Annotated in this window: 12 protein-coding genes; 8 read left to right on the top strand and 4 right to left on the bottom strand. The window is 72.4% G+C overall.

Annotated features, from left to right (window positions below; translation table 11 throughout):
• Nucleotides 1–7 precede the first annotated feature (7 nt).
• Together AC3RJ6_RS14080 and AC3RJ6_RS14075 are read right to left on the bottom strand one after the other, a co-directional pair.
• The gene (locus AC3RJ6_RS14080) at nt 8–940 is read right to left on the bottom strand and encodes a M56 family metallopeptidase (RefSeq protein WP_491427696.1); all 933 of its coding nucleotides are present in this window, start codon (nt 938–940) and stop codon (nt 8–10) included.
• 2 nt (nt 941–942) lie between these two features.
• A complete protein-coding gene (locus AC3RJ6_RS14075) occupies nt 943–1,317 on the bottom strand; it encodes a BlaI/MecI/CopY family transcriptional regulator (RefSeq protein WP_491427695.1) in 375 nt (124 codons plus the stop codon).
• 111 nt (nt 1,318–1,428) lie between these two features.
• Here AC3RJ6_RS14075 and AC3RJ6_RS14070 point away from each other — a divergent pair, with 111 nt between their 5' ends.
• The 6 genes from AC3RJ6_RS14070 to leuS all read left to right on the top strand — a co-directional run bounded on the left by AC3RJ6_RS14070 (nt 1,429) and on the right by leuS (nt 11,408).
• The gene (locus AC3RJ6_RS14070) at nt 1,429–2,841 is read left to right on the top strand and encodes a cytochrome ubiquinol oxidase subunit I (RefSeq protein ID WP_491427694.1); all 1,413 of its coding nucleotides are present in this window, start codon (nt 1,429–1,431) and stop codon (nt 2,839–2,841) included.
• Between the two features lie 14 nt (nt 2,842–2,855).
• Nucleotides 2,856–3,860: a cytochrome d ubiquinol oxidase subunit II gene (gene cydB, locus AC3RJ6_RS14065; RefSeq protein ID WP_491427693.1), complete on the top strand. Its 1,005-nt coding sequence runs from the start codon at nt 2,856–2,858 to the stop codon at nt 3,858–3,860.
• A gap of 13 nt (nt 3,861–3,873) precedes the next feature.
• Nucleotides 3,874–5,505 (top strand): thiol reductant ABC exporter subunit CydD, encoded by a 1,632-nt coding sequence (cydD, locus tag AC3RJ6_RS14060; protein ID WP_491427692.1) that lies wholly within the window; start codon nt 3,874–3,876, stop codon nt 5,503–5,505.
• Entirely contained in the window at nt 5,498–7,189 is a 1,692-nt protein-coding gene (gene cydC, locus AC3RJ6_RS14055) for a thiol reductant ABC exporter subunit CydC (protein ID WP_491427691.1), read from the top strand. Before cydD ends, cydC begins: the two co-directional genes overlap by 8 nt.
• Before the next feature lie 109 nt (nt 7,190–7,298).
• Nucleotides 7,299–8,744, top strand: a complete 1,446-nt coding sequence (gene pabB / locus AC3RJ6_RS14050; RefSeq protein WP_491427690.1) for an aminodeoxychorismate synthase component I — start codon at nt 7,299–7,301, stop codon at nt 8,742–8,744.
• A 90-nt stretch (nt 8,745–8,834) separates the two neighbouring features.
• The gene (leuS, locus tag AC3RJ6_RS14045) at nt 8,835–11,408 is read left to right on the top strand and encodes a leucine--tRNA ligase (RefSeq protein ID WP_491427689.1); all 2,574 of its coding nucleotides are present in this window, start codon (nt 8,835–8,837) and stop codon (nt 11,406–11,408) included.
• 81 nt (nt 11,409–11,489) lie between these two features.
• Here leuS and AC3RJ6_RS14040 read toward each other — a convergent pair whose 3' ends face one another.
• Together AC3RJ6_RS14040 and AC3RJ6_RS14035 are read right to left on the bottom strand one after the other, a co-directional pair.
• The gene (locus AC3RJ6_RS14040) at nt 11,490–11,936 is read right to left on the bottom strand and encodes a MarR family winged helix-turn-helix transcriptional regulator (protein ID WP_491427688.1); all 447 of its coding nucleotides are present in this window, start codon (nt 11,934–11,936) and stop codon (nt 11,490–11,492) included.
• Nucleotides 11,937–11,938: 2 nt separating this feature from the next.
• Nucleotides 11,939–12,274, bottom strand: a complete 336-nt coding sequence (locus AC3RJ6_RS14035; RefSeq protein WP_491427687.1) for a VOC family protein — start codon at nt 12,272–12,274, stop codon at nt 11,939–11,941.
• Nucleotides 12,275–12,386: 112 nt separating this feature from the next.
• Between AC3RJ6_RS14035 and AC3RJ6_RS14030 the strand changes: the two genes are divergently transcribed.
• Together AC3RJ6_RS14030 and AC3RJ6_RS14025 are read left to right on the top strand one after the other, a co-directional pair.
• A complete protein-coding gene (locus AC3RJ6_RS14030; RefSeq protein WP_491427686.1) occupies nt 12,387–13,247 on the top strand; it encodes a DUF3626 domain-containing protein in 861 nt (286 codons plus the stop codon).
• A gap of 115 nt (nt 13,248–13,362) precedes the next feature.
• Nucleotides 13,363–14,040, top strand: coding sequence for a ComEA family DNA-binding protein (locus AC3RJ6_RS14025; protein ID WP_491427685.1), 678 nt, complete (start codon nt 13,363–13,365; stop codon nt 14,038–14,040).

Below are 14,040 nucleotides of genomic sequence, written 5' to 3'. Positions count from 1 at the left end.
GCGCGCGTCAGACCCAGGTGGTATCCGTGAACGTCACCGCGTACCCCAGGAGGGGGATCGCGATGAGCGCGATCGCGGCGGTCAGCACCAGGGCGCGCGGCGGCACGCCCGCCGCATCGCCGTCGAGCCGGGCCAACCGGGCCTCGAGCATGTCGGCGTCGGGGATCACTCCGTCATCGCCGAGGCCCGCGGGTCCCGCGTCGGCACCGACGACGAGCATCGCGCCGCGCAATGCGTCGTCGCCCGCGACGCGTCGGGCGCGGTCGTCGGCGAGCATCTCGGCGAGGAGGATCACCGAGCGCTCCGCCCGGTTCGCGATCGGGAACCACGGCAGCGCACTGTGCCAGGCGCGGAACGCGAGCAGCACGAGGTGGTGCAGCTGATCGAGGTGGGCGCGCTCGTGCGCGATGACCGCGGAGAGCTCGGCGGGGCTGAGCGCGTCGACGAGGCCGTCGGTGAGCACGGTCGCGGTGCGGATGCCGGGCACGCAGTACGCGAGCGGCGTCGGGTGCGCGAGCACGCGCGTCGACGGCTCGCCCGGCATCGGGTCGCCGAGCAGGGCGACGAGCTGGTGCTGGCGGCGGCGCTCGCGCTCGGCGTGCACTGCCGTCAGCGCGAGGTTGAGTGCGAGGTGCAGCGCGAGTCCGGCGGCGAGGGTGAGCGCCGCGAGCTCGAGCACGTCGAACTCGGGTGGGATGGGCCCCGTGAAGAGCACGGGCACGAGCGCGTTCCACGCGCCGACGAGCGAACCGGCCGGAGCGGCGCCGTAGACGAGGAGGCATCCGATCATCGACAGGCCGCCGGCGATCGCGATCGACTGCCAGAGCGCGAGGGCGACGGCGGGGGAGCGAGCGGGCCACGCGGCGCGCGAGAGTGCGACGGGGATGGGCCAGGCCAGCGCGAACGCGAGGACGCCGAGCACCGCGGCGACGACGAGCATCGTCAGTGTCGGACGAGCTCGTCGAGGAGACGTCGCAGGGTCGCGGCCTCGCCGTCGCTCACCGTGCCCACGAAGCGTGCGAGGGCCGCATCACGGTCGCTCGCCCGATCGAGCACCTCGTGCATGAGCTCGGCGGTGTGCTCCTCGCGCGACAGCAGGGCCTGGTACTGGTGCGGCCGGCGCTCGCGCGTGCGGCTGACGAAGCCCTTGCGCTCGAGCCGCGAGAGGACGGTCAGCACGGTGGTCGTCGCGACCATGCGACCCGAGTCGCCGCTCTGCAGCGCCAGCGCGTCGCGCAGCTCGTTGGCCGTGCGCGCGCCGTCGCTCGACCAGAGCAGCTCCATCACGGAGCGCTCGAGATCTCCGAGACTCGCCATGCATCCAGAGTACCGCCGTTCGCGCGATTGTTCTACGCTGTGTAGAAGCAGAGTTTTACGCACCGTAGAAGAACGTCGCCACGACGTTCGGAGTCCGCGAAAGGGGCATCCGTGAACGAGCTGCTCGATCCGTTGCTGCTCGCCCGATGGCAGTTCGGGTTGACGACCGTCTATCACTTCCTGTTCGTACCGATCACGATCGGACTCGCGACGACCGTCGCGATCTTCCAGACCGCGTGGTACCGCACGGGCAAGAACCAGTACCTCCAGGTGACGAGGTTCTTCGGCTCGATATTCCTCATCAACTTCGCGATGGGCGTCGTCACCGGAATCGTGCAGGAGTTCCAGTTCGGGATGAACTGGTCGGAGTACTCGCGGTTCGTCGGCGACGTCTTCGGCGCCCCGCTCGCACTCGAGGGCCTGCTCGCGTTCTTCTTCGAGGCGACGTTCATCGGGCTCTGGATCTTCGGCTGGGACAAGCTGCCGAGGGGCCTGCACCTCGCGACGATCTGGTGCACCGCCGTCGGCACGATCGTCTCGGCGTACTTCATCATCGCCGCGAACGCGTTCATGCAGAACCCGGTCGGCTACGAGATGAACGCCGAGAAGGGCCGCGCCGAGCTCGTCGACATCGGGGCGCTGCTCACGAACCCCGTCGCGCTCGCGGCGTTCCCGCACACGATCGCGGCGAGCTTCATGGTCGCCGCCGGCCTCATCATCTCGGCGAGCGCGTGGCACCTCGCCCGCAACCAGCACCTCGACTCCATGCGCCCCGCGCTCAAGTTCGGGCTATGGCTCATGGTCGGCTCCGGCATCCTCACGACCCTGTTCGGCGACCAGCTGAGCCTTGCGATGGTCGCGACGCAGCCCATGAAGATGGCGGCCGCCGAGGCCACCTACGACACCGTCTGCGGGGCCGACGCGTCGTTCTCGCTGTTCACCCTCGGCACCCCCGACGGAACCACCGAACTGTTCTCGATCCGCGTGCCGTACCTCCTCTCGCTGCTGTCGACGCACACGTTCGACGGCTGCGTCGAGGGCATCAACGACCTGCAGGCCGACTACCAGGCGCTCTACGGTCCGGGCGACTACGCGCCCATCATCTGGATCACCTACTGGTCGTTCCGCTGGATGATCGGGCTCGGCATGCTGCACGTGATCGTCGCCGTCGTCGGTCTCTGGCTCACCCGCAAGGGCCGGATGCCGCGGCAGAAGTGGGTCTGGAAGGTGGCGATCTGGAGCTTCCCGCTCTCGCTCGCCGCCATGATCGTCGGCTGGATCTTCACCGAGATGGGCCGGCAGCCCTGGATCGTGTTCAGCCTGCTGCCGACCGAATCCGCGGTCTCGCCGAACGTCACCGGTCTCGACGTGCTCATCTCGCTCGTCGCGTTCACGCTCATCTACGGCGCGCTCGCGGTCGTCGAGGTACGGCTCGTGATCCGCGCCATCAAGAAGGGCCCGCCCGAGATCGGCGAGCCCGACCCCGAATCGGGCCGCGTCGAGCCCGCGACCACGGTCTACTGAGAGAGGAGCACGTCATGGATCTCGCAACGCTCTGGTTCTGGATCGTCGCCTTCCTCTTCGTCGGCTACTTCGTGCTCGACGGCTTCGACTTCGGCATCGGCATGTCGCTGCCGTTCCTCGGCAGGGACGACACCGACCGCCGGGTGCTCATCAACACCATCGGCCCCGTGTGGGACCTCAACGAGACGTGGGTCATCGTCGCCGGGGCATCGCTGTTCGCCGCCTTCCCCGAGTGGTACGCCACCCTGTTCTCGGGGTTCTACCTGGCCCTCCTGCTCATCCTGCTCGCGCTCATCGCCCGCGGGGTCTCGTTCGAGTACCGCCACCAGCGGCCCGAGTCGAAGTGGAAGGCCTGGTTCGACGGCATGATCGTCGTCGGCTCGGCCGTGCCGGCGCTGCTCTGGGGCGTCGCCTTCGCGAACATCGTCCAGGGCGTACCGCTCGACGCCGACCACAACTACACGGGCACGCTGTTCGACCTGCTGAACCCGTATGCGCTGCTCGGCGGGCTCACGACGCTCCTGCTCTTCTTCACGCACGGCGTCGTGTTCGCCTCGCTCAAGACCGAGGGCGACCTGCGGGCGAGGGCGCGGAAGCTCGCGACGCGGGCGGGTCTCGTCACGATCGTCGTCGCGGCGGTGTTCCTCCTCTGGACGGGGCTCGCGTTCGGCACCGCGTGGTTCTGGATCCTCGCGGCGATCGCGGCGGTCGCGCTCATCGGCGGCTGGCTCGCGAACCGGCGCGGCGCCGAGGGCGTCGCCTTCACGCTGCTCGCCGTGACGGTCGCCGCGGCGGTGCTCGCGCTCTTCGCCGCACTGTTCCCCGACGTGATGCCCGCATCGAACGATCCGGCGAACAGCCTGACGATCGAGAACGCGTCGTCGACGCCGTACACGCTCACGGTCATGAGCTGGGTGGCGCTGATCTTCCTGCCGCTCGTGCTCGCCTACCAGGCCTGGACGTACTGGATCTTCCGCAAGCGGGTGAGCCGCGCGCACGTCGAGGCGGCCGTCCACTGATGGGCGAACGCGCGTGAAACCGCTCGACCCCAGACTCGTCAGGCGCTCGCGCGCCGCCCGCGGCTTCCTCGTCGCGGGCGGTGCGCTCGCCGTCGTGCAGGCGGCGGCGATCATCGCCGTCGCGTGGGCGATCGCCGGCCTCGTCACCGGGCTGATCGACGGCAGGCCGATCGACGACGTGCGGCCGCTCCTCGCGCTCCTCCTCGGCGGCGCGGCCGCCCGGGCGCTCGGCGCCTGGGGGTGGGAGGTCGTCGGCTCCGGCGGGGCGATGCGGGTGAAGGGCGAGCTGCGCGCGGAGCTGCTGGCCGCCCTCGAGCAACGGCCCGCGGGCGTCGCGGGCTTCTCGACGGCGCGCATCGCGACGTTGCTCGGTCCGGGGCTCGACGCGCTCGACGACTACTTCGGCCGGTACCTCCCGCAGCTCGTGCTCACCGTCGTCGCGACGCCCGCGCTCATCGCCGCGGCGTGGATCGCCGACCCGCTGTCGGGTCTGATCCTCGTGATCGTGCTGCCGCTGACGCCCGTGTTCATGGCGCTCATCGGCATGGCGACCCAGGGCGTGCAGCGCCGCCAGTGGGAGAGCCTGTCGGGCCTCTCGCGCGGATTCCTCGAGGTCGTCGGCGGCCTCTCGACACTGCTGCTCTACGGCCGCGCCGAGCGTCAGGTGGGCCGCATCCGAGCGGTGACCGACGGTTACCGGCGCCACACGATGAAGGTGCTGCGGGTCACGTTCCTCTCGGGATTCACGCTCGAGCTGGCCGCGAGCCTCTCGGTCGCGCTCGTCGCGGTCGCCATCGGCCTGCGCCTCGTCTCGGGCGACATGGCCCTCGCGGCCGGCCTGTTCGTGCTCGTGCTCGCGCCCGAGGTCTTCCTGCCGCTGCGCAACGTCGGCGCGGCGTTCCACGCTTCGGCGGCGGGGGTCACGGCCGCCGGCGACGCCTTCGAGCTGCTGGAGGCGGCCGAGGGCGCGGATCACGACGACCGCCCGCCCGCGTCCGTCGCGCCGGGCGGGGGTGCCGGTCGCCGCCTCGAGCTCGACCGCGTCACCGTGCGACGCGGCGATCGCGTCGTCGTCGAGTCGCTCACGGTCACGGTGCCCACGGGGGCGGTCGCGGCGGTCGTCGGACCGAGCGGCAGCGGCAAGTCGACCCTGTTCGCCGCCCTGCTGGGCTTCGCCCCGTTCGAGGGATCGATCGTGCTCGACGGCGAGACGACCCCCGACGGCGTCCGCGACCGCATCGCCTGGGCGGGCCAGACGCCCATGCTCCTCGCCGGGACGGTGGCGTCGAACGTGCGCCTCGGCGACGAGGCCGCCGACCCCGCGCTCCTCGACGAGGCGCTGCGCATCGCGGGCGTCGACGTGCCCGCAGCGCGCCCGGTCGGCCCCGCCGGCAGCGGGCTGAGCGGCGGCCAGGCGCAGCGGGTCGCGATCGCGCGCGCGGTGCACCGCCTGCTCGCGCGCGACCTGCCGCTGCTCCTGCTCGACGAGCCCACCTCCGCGCAGGACGCGAGCCGGGAGGCGGAGCTCGCCCACGGCCTCGCGCGCCTCGCGGGTACCGGGCGGACGGTGCTCGTCGCGACCCACCGCCCCGCACTCGTCGCGGCGGCCGACCTCGTCATCTCGCCGGAGGCCGCCCGTGTCTGATCGCTCCCGCACCGTGCTCCGCACGAGCATCCCGCCGCTGCGACGACTGCTGCCCGCGGTGCTCTTCGGCATCGCGTCGGGCGGTTCGACGGTCGCCCTGCTCGCGTGCTCCGCCTGGCTCATCGCCCGAGCGGCGGAGCAGCCGCCGGTGCTGTACCTCTCGCTCGCGATCGTGGGGGTGCGCGCGTTCGCCCTCGGTCGCGCGGTGTTCCGCTATCTCGAACGACTGACGGGGCACGACGCGGCCTTCCGCCAGCTCGCCGAGATCCGCACGGGCGTCTTCGAGCGGATGCTGCCGGTCGCGCCCGACGGCATCGCCGACCTGCGTCGGGGGGAGCTGCTCGCGCGCTTCACGGGCGACGTCGACGAACTGCAGAACGTGTCGCTGCGGGTCGTCCAGCCCGTGGCGAGCGCGATCGTCGTGCTCGCCGCGGCCGTCGTCGGCGTCGCGTTCGTCTCGCCCGCCTCGGCGCTCGCGATCGGCGCCTGCCTCGTCGCCGGCGTCGGCACGACGCTGCTCGTGCAACGCGCCGTCGCGTCCCGCGCCTCGCGGCGGCTCGCGCCGCTCCGCGGCGAGCTGCAGGCCGCCGTCGTCGAGCACGCGCAGTCGCTCGAGGCCCTCGTCGCGTTCGATGCGGCCGCGACGAGCCGTCGCCGCATCGAGGAGCTCGGCGACCGGCTCGCCCGGCACACGCGGTCGAACGCCTCGGCCGCCGGGGCCGCTGCGGCCCTCATGACGGCGATCGGCGGTTTCGCCGTCGCCGCGAGCCTCGTCGCCGGGCAGCCGTTGCTCGCCGAGGGCCGCATCGACGGGCCCGCCTTCGCCGTGCTGTGCCTCGTGCCGCTCGCGATCGCCGAGATCGCGGCGGCGCTTCCGCCTGCGACGACGGCATGGCGGCTGGCACGCGTGAGCGCCGAGCGGGTGGCCGGCGCGGTGCCCGACGACGTCCCCGCGGAGATTCCGGCCGCACCCGCCGCGCCCGTTGCGGCTCCGGCGCCCGACGGCCCACCGCGGCTCACGCTCTCGGGAGTCTCCGCGCACTGGCCGGCTGCCCGCGGCGCGGCGCTCACGGGTGTCGACCTCGACCTCGCGCCGGGGGAGCGGGTGCTCGTCCGCGGACCGTCCGGCTCGGGCAAGACCACGCTCGCCCACGTGCTCGTGCGATTCCTCGAGGTGACCGACGGCTCGTACGAGGTCGACGGGGTGGATGCGGCGCGGCTCGACCCGGCCGACGTCCGGCGACTCGTCGGACTGGTCGAGCAGTCGCCGTGGCTGTTCGACGAGGACGTGCGCCAGAACCTGCTCTTCGCCCGGGACACGGCGAGCGACGACGAGCTCGTCGAGGTGCTCGAACGCGTCGGCCTCGCCGACTGGGTCGCCGAGCGCGGCGGCCTCGACGCGACCGTCGGCGAGCGCGGTGCGCTCGTGTCGGGCGGCCAGGCGCAGCGCATCGCGCTCGCGCGCGCGATGCTCGCGGGCTTCCCGGTGCTCGTGCTCGACGAGCCCACCGCCAACGTCGATCGCGAGCAGGCCGACGCGCTCCTCCGCGAGCTGCTCGGCGCTGCGGGCGCGGACCGCACGGTCGTCGTCATCTCGCACACGCCCGTCGACCCGTCGCTCGTCGACCGCGTCGTCGAGATCGACGGCGGGCGCCTGCGCGACTCGGCCCGATCGCGAACGTAGGAGGATCCGCGCGACGCGCCGTCGATCGGGTGCCGGCCCGACGCGACGACGACGGTTCTTCCGACCTCTCGTCCGACCGGCCGCTCGGATCGCGCCCTAGGCTGAGGGGATGCCCCCTCGACTGCGTTCGCGCACGCTGCCGGCGTGGTACGAACCCCGCGCGGTGTTCGCCGACCGCTTCGCCGAGCTCGACCACGTGGTCTGGCTCGACGGCGGCGATGACGACCCGAGCGGGGTGAGCGTGCTCGGCGCCGCGCATGCGGAGAGCCCCGTCGTCACCGCCGACCTCGCGCGCGCGACGGTCTCGATCCGTCGACCGGTCGCGGGCGGCGACGTTGCCGACGAGCGGCGGGGGGCGGTCTTCGAGTTGCTCGCCGACGCCCTCGCGCTGCCGCCCGTCGACCTCGAGCCCGGCGAGCCGGCGCCCGCGCCGATCGGCTGGTTCGGCTGGTTCGGCTACGAGCTCGGTGCCGATCTCGCCGGTGTGCCGGTGGCCGCGGCCGAGACCCCCGACGCGGCCTTCGTCTTCCTCGACCGCGTCATCGTGTTCGACCACGGCGCCCGACGGACGCGCCTCGTCTGGATCGAGTCCGCCGACGCCGACGCGTGGGCCGATGAGCTCGCCGCCGAGCTCTCGAGCGTCGACCCCGACGCCGGTCAGGCGCACGGCGCCGCCTTCGCGTCGGACGTCGGCGGGCGGCATCCGGTCGCCCCGCCCGTCGCCCGCTGGCGGCACGACGCGACGACCTACGCGCGCCTCATCGACGAGTGCCAGGCGGCGATCACACGCGGTGACGCGTACCAGCTGTGCCTGACGAACCGGGTCGACCTCGACGTGCACCCCGACCCGGCGGCGACCTACCTCGCGCTGCGGGCGTCGAGCCCGAGCCACCACGGCGGCTACCTGCGGTTCGGCGAGTTCGCGCTCTGCAGCGCGTCGCCCGAGCAGTTCCTGCACATCGAGCCGTCGGGACTCGTCTCGACGAAGCCCATGAAGGGCACCCGTCCGCGCGACGCCGATCCGGTGCGGGATGCCGCGCTGCGCGACGAGCTCCTCGCGAGCGACAAGGAGCGCGCCGAGAACCTCATGATCGTCGACCTCATGCGCAACGACCTCGGGCGCATCGCCGAACTGGGCAGCGTGAGCGTCGAGGGCCTGCTCGAGGTCGAGGAGTACCGGCACGTGCACCAGCTCGTCTCGACCGTGCGGGCCCGCATCGCGCCGCCCGTGCACGCGCTCGACGTCGTGCGCGCCGCGTTCCCGGCGGGCTCCATGACGGGTGCGCCCAAGCGCAGTGCCATGACGATCCTGCACGGGCTCGAGCAGGGGCCGCGCGGGGTGTACTCGGGCGCGTTCGGATACCTCGGCATCGACGGCGGGGCCGACCTCGCGATGGTGATCCGCTCGATCGTGCTCGCGCCGGGCGGTGCGTCGATCGGCACCGGGGGCGGAATCACCGCGCTGTCGGTCGCCGAGGAGGAGATCGAAGAGACCCGGGTGAAGGCGCGCGCCCTCCTCGCCGCCCTCGGCGAGGCGACGACCCGCGTGGAGTGACTAGTCTTGATATCCGAGTGCGCCGCGGTCCGGCGCGCCCGGAGGACGAGCGGGCGGGAGCCCGCCGAGCGACACACGATTGAGAGTCACGTGGCACACGATCACGACCCCGCGAACGCCGAGCCCGGCGCCTACGACTTCGCCGCGATCCAGGCGAAGTGGCTTCCCGTGTGGGACGAGCTCGAGCCCTTCCGCGCCGGGGCCGACGGCGACACGCGGCCGCGCAAGTACGTGCTCGACATGTTCCCGTACCCCTCGGGCGACCTGCACATGGGCCACGCCGAGGCGTTCGGCTTCGGCGACATCTCCGCGCGCTACTGGCGCCACCAGGGCTTCGACGTGCTGCACCCGATCGGCTGGGACTCGTTCGGCCTGCCGGCGGAGAACGCCGCGATCAAGCGTGGTGCCGACCCGCGCGAGTGGACCTACTCGAACATCGCGCAGCAGAAGGCCTCGTTCCGCCAGTACGCGCCGAGCTTCGACTGGTCGCGCGAGCTGCACACGAGCGACCCCGAGTACTACAAGTGGAACCAGTGGTTGTTCCTGAAGCTCTACGAGAAGGGCATCGCCTACCGCAAGGCCGGCCAGGTCAACTGGTGCCCGAACGACCAGACCGTGCTCGCGAACGAGCAGGTCGTCGACGGACACTGCGAGCGCTGCGGCGCGGTCGTCACGAAGAAGGCCCTCACGCAGTGGTACTTCCGCGTCACCGACTACGCCGACCGCCTGCTCGACGACCTCAACCAGCTCGAGGGCACCTGGCCCGCGAAGGTCGTCTCGATGCAGCGCAATTGGATCGGGCGCTCGGCCGGCGCCGACGTCGAGTTCGAGATCGAGGGCCGGGCCGAGCGCGTGCCCGTGTTCACGACCCGCCCCGACACCCTGTACGGCGCGACCTTCATGGTCGTCGCCGTCGACTCGCCGCTCGCGGCCGAGCTCGCAGGCGGCGCCTCGGCCGAGGTGAAGCAGCGGTTCGAGGACTACCTCGACTCGGTGCGCGCCGAGAGCGACATCGAGCGGCTCGCGACCGATCGGCCGAAGACGGGCGTCTTCCTCGAGCGCTACGCGGTCAACCCGCTGAACGGCGAGCGCCTGCCGATCTGGGCGAGCGACTACGTACTGGCCGACTACGGTCACGGCGCGATCATGGCCGTCCCCGCGCACGACCAGCGAGACCTCGACTTCGCCCGCACGTTCGAGCTGCCCGTGCGCGTCGTCGTCGACACGAACGCGCCGGTGACGGGCGTCATCCCGGTCATCCCGCTCGATGAGCACGGCGACCCGATGCTGCCCGAAGACCTGCCGCCGCTCGATCCGGCCGGTACGGGCGTCGCCCTCACGGGCGAGGGGCGCCTCATCAACTCGGGCCCGCTCGACGGCCTCTCGAAGTCGAACGCGATCCGTCGCGCGATCGAGATCCTCGACGAGCGCGGCACCGGCCGGGCGGCGAAGAACTTCCGCCTGCGCGACTGGCTCATCTCGCGCCAGCGGTTCTGGGGCACGCCGATCCCGATCATCCACTGCGCCGAGTGCGGCGAGGTGCCGGTGCCCGAGTCGGAGCTGCCCGTGCGCCTGCCCGAGGCGGCCGGCCTCGACCTCAAGCCGAAGGGCTCGAGCCCCCTCGGTGCGGCCGAGGACTGGGTGAACGTCGCCTGCCCGAACTGCGGCGGTGCGGCCAAGCGCGACTCCGACACGATGGACACGTTCGTCGACAGCTCGTGGTACTACCTGCGCTACCTCAACGCGAACGACGACACCCAGGCGTTCGACCCGGCGCAGGCCGAGAAGTGGGCGCCCGTCGACCAGTACGTCGGCGGCGTCGAGCACGCGATCCTGCACCTGCTGTACTCGCGGTTCATCACGAAGGTGCTGTTCGACCTCGGGTACCTGAGCTTCACCGAGCCGTTCACGTCGCTGCTGAACCAGGGCATGGTGCTCATGGACGGCTCGAAGATGTCGAAGTCGAAGGGCAACCTCGTCGAGTTCGCCTCCGAGCTCGCCGCCCACGGCACCGATGCGCTGCGCGTCACCCTCGCCTTCGCGGGTCCGCCCGAGGACGACATCGACTGGGCCGACGTGTCGCCGGTCGGTTCGGCGAAGTTCCTGGCGCGCGCGTGGCGCATCGCCGGCGAGGTGACCTCGGCCCCCGGGGTCGACTGGTCGACGGGCGACCGCGCCCTGCGCCGGGTGACGCACCGGCTGCTCGCGGATGCCCCGGGACTGGCGGAGTCGTACAAGTTCAACGTGATCGTGGCGAGGCTCATGGAGCTCGTGAACGCGACGCGCAAGGCGATCGATTCGGGCCCGGGCGCCGGCGACGCGGCCGTGCGCGAGGCGGCCGAGGTCACCGCGATCGTGCTCGACCTGTTCGCGCCGTACACGGCCGAAGACATGTGGCAGCGGCTCGGCTACGAGCCGACCGTCGCGCTCGTGCCGTGGCGCAAGGCCGACCCCGCACTGCTCGTCGAAGACCGGGTCACCGCGATCGTGCAGGTCGACGGCAAGGTGCGCGACCGGCTCGAGGTGTCGCCGAAGATCACGGCCGACGAGCTCGAGCAGCTCGCCCGCGGCTCGGCCGCCGTGGTGCGCACGATCGGCGAGCGCGAGATCGTCAACGTCATCGTGCGCGCGCCGAAGCTCGTCAACATCGCGACGCGGGGCTGACCCCGGCGATCGCGCGGCGGTGCGGCCCCGGGTGCGACGTCGTCGCGATCGCGTGGTCGGCAGCGTCGTTCGGCTACCCGGTCACTCGACCGCCGCGCGGAGGCGCGCCAGGAGGGCGACGGCGTCGTGCAGCTGCGCGGCGTCGACGCTCGCGGCGGTCTGCTCGGCCCAACGACGACGGCGCGGCTCGATGCGGTCGAGCGCGGCACGGCCGCGCGGCGTGAGCTCGACGAGGAACGTCCGCCGGTCGTCGCCGTCGGTGCGCGAGAGGTGGCCGCTCCGTTCGAGGCGCGCGACGCTCTCGCGGACCGACTGCCGGGTGAGGCCTCGCCGTCGGGCGATCTCTGCGGGGGTCGAGGGTCCGCCCTGCAGCGCTCCGAGGATGAGCCAGCGTGCGGCGCTCAGCTCCTCCGAACGGGTGATCTCGTCGCCGACCGCGAGGAGGCGACCCGACAGCGCGAAGACATGGTCGACGAGCCGGGTGAGCAGCACGTCGGGCGGGTCGGGCGGCATGGACGGCTCGGCCATGGTCATCGGCTGAGGCAGACGAGGTGGCCGTCGGGGTCGCGCAGCACCGCCATCCGTTCGCCCCAGGGCTGCTGCGCGGGCGGGTCGACGACGGTGCCGCCGGACCGTGCCCAGCGCTCGCAGGTCGCGTCGAGGTCGTCGACCTGGAAGCCGAGCGCGACGCCGAGGTCGCTCGGACGGCTCGGTCGCTCGTGCAGCAGGATCTCGACGGCCCCGTCGGTCACGCGCGTCATGCCGTGGACCTGCTCGGCGGTCAGGCCGAGCACGTCCCGGTAGAAGCCGAGCGCAGCCTCCACCGACGCGACCGAGACGATGACGCGATGCAGTGCGATCTTCATGCCGCCATTTTGACAAGTACCTGTCGAACTGGTCAAGCTGCCGACGGCGATCGGACCTCGCCGGTCGTGTCACACGGCGTCGACCGGTGGAACCCGCTGCCAGAATGGCGGGATGGAACCGAACCCCGCCGCTTGGCACGACGCCCTCGCCGCCGTCGCCGACCGTGCGAAGCCGGGCAGGCGGTTGCCCGACTCCGCCCGCCTCGTACTGCACTTCCACCCCGACTCCGACCTGCACGGCACGCCGGTGCTCCGCCGGATCCTCGAAGAGGGGCGCTACACCTCGCAGTTCGTGACGGGTACGAGCAACGGCGGGCTGACCGCCGTCCCCGGCGGCGACCGATGGAACTGGGAGAGCCGGCTGTTCGCCGGCGCGTACGACGGGCACGATGCGCGACTGCGTCCGATCTACGGCGCGCTGCTGCTCGACGGCGACCCGTACGGCGCCGCGCCGCGATTCGGCTCGGCCTACCTGCGCCTTCGTCCCGACACCCTGCGGCGCGCGACGTTCACGTACCCCGACAGCGCGTTCGAACCCGAGCTGTTCGGCGTCGCCGACCGGATGGGCCTCATCGACGACTTCTTCGCCGACGAGATCGATGAGCTGCTCAACCGATACATCGAGGCCCAGGTCCACGGCGGCATCTCGGTGCCCGGTGACGTCGAAGCGCTCGTGGTGGACCCGAGCTTCGACGACGATGCGACGCTCGCCCTCGCCGAGGCGGCGGACCTCGCGGTCGAGCGCCATCCCGGCTATCGCCTCGAGCTCTCGATCGTCGAGGCGAATCCCGAGTACCGGGGCGAGGACACGGTCGAGACGGCCCGTTCGATCGCGACCGACGGGGTGCTGACGCCGGCGGTGATCGGTCGCGCGCGGAGCGCCGGCGATCTCGACCCGCAGCTCGTGAAGTACGTCTGGCACCATCTGGCGCGGTTCGGCCGCGAATGGCCCCGGGTGGCCGAAGCGGCCTGAGCGCGGACGGGACGAGCCGGACGACTCGTCCTCGACAGTTGCGATCGCCCGCCGACTCTGCACGTCGGCGGGCGACCCTGCCGCGGCGACCGCCGCTCGCCCATAGCGTGCGACCATGCCGCCCCACGCCGCACCGGATCCGTCGGACGCGCTCGACCCCTCCGCCCGCCGGGCTTCGCCGCGGGTGCGCTTCGGCGTGGGTGCCGCGGTCGTGCTGTTCATCGCGGCGGTGGTGGTCGCCGCGGTGATGTCGTTCGCGGCGTCGGGCGGCGGCGAGCAGGGCGAGGTCGGGTTCGACGGCGGCGGGTCGGGTGCGCCGGCCGGCGCTGATGCGTCGGTTGCGACCGCCGCGCCGCCCGTCGTGCTCGTGCACGTGCTCGGCGCGGTGGCGAATCCCGGGCTGGTCGAACTCGACGAGGGTGCGCGTGTCGTCGACGCGATCGCGGCCGCGGGCGGGCTCACCGCAGACGCCGATCCGGCCGGCGTCAATCTCGCCCGGGCGGTCGCCGACGGCGAGCAGTTGCTCGTGCCGAAGGCGGGCGAGGTCGTGGCCGGCGCGACGCAGGCCGGGGGAGCGGCAGGTGCGGGCGGCGCGGGCGACGGAAGGGTGCACCTGAACACCGCAGGCGTCGCGGAGCTCGACACGCTGCCGCGCATCGGCCCCGCGCTCGCGCAGCGCATCGTCGACTGGCGCGAGGCGAACGGTCCGTTCACGAGCACCGACCAGCTCCTCGACGTCGCCGGCATCGGCGACGCCGTGTACTCGGGACTCGTCGACCTGGTGGCGCTCTGA

Source organism: Agromyces cucurbitae (assembly GCF_058349945.1).
Note: the sequence above shows the minus strand (reverse complement) of the source record. Positions and strands in the feature narration are given on the sequence as shown.

Excerpts from the sequence above, each read along its gene's own strand:
- AC3RJ6_RS14080 (WP_491427696.1), bottom strand. The coding sequence starts at position 940 with ATGCTCGTCGTCGCCGCGGTGCTCGGCGTCCTCGCGTTCGCGCTGGCC.
- AC3RJ6_RS14075 (WP_491427695.1), bottom strand. The coding sequence starts at position 1,317 with ATGGCGAGTCTCGGAGATCTCGAGCGCTCCGTGATGGAGCTGCTCTGG.
- cydB (WP_491427693.1), top strand. The coding sequence starts at position 2,856 with ATGGATCTCGCAACGCTCTGGTTCTGGATCGTCGCCTTCCTCTTCGTC.
- pabB (WP_491427690.1), top strand. The coding sequence starts at position 7,299 with ATGCCCCCTCGACTGCGTTCGCGCACGCTGCCGGCGTGGTACGAACCC.
- AC3RJ6_RS14040 (WP_491427688.1), bottom strand. The coding sequence starts at position 11,936 with ATGGCCGAGCCGTCCATGCCGCCCGACCCGCCCGACGTGCTGCTCACC.
- AC3RJ6_RS14035 (WP_491427687.1), bottom strand. The coding sequence starts at position 12,274 with ATGAAGATCGCACTGCATCGCGTCATCGTCTCGGTCGCGTCGGTGGAG.
- AC3RJ6_RS14030 (WP_491427686.1), top strand. The coding sequence starts at position 12,387 with ATGGAACCGAACCCCGCCGCTTGGCACGACGCCCTCGCCGCCGTCGCC.
- AC3RJ6_RS14025 (WP_491427685.1), top strand. The coding sequence starts at position 13,363 with ATGCCGCCCCACGCCGCACCGGATCCGTCGGACGCGCTCGACCCCTCC.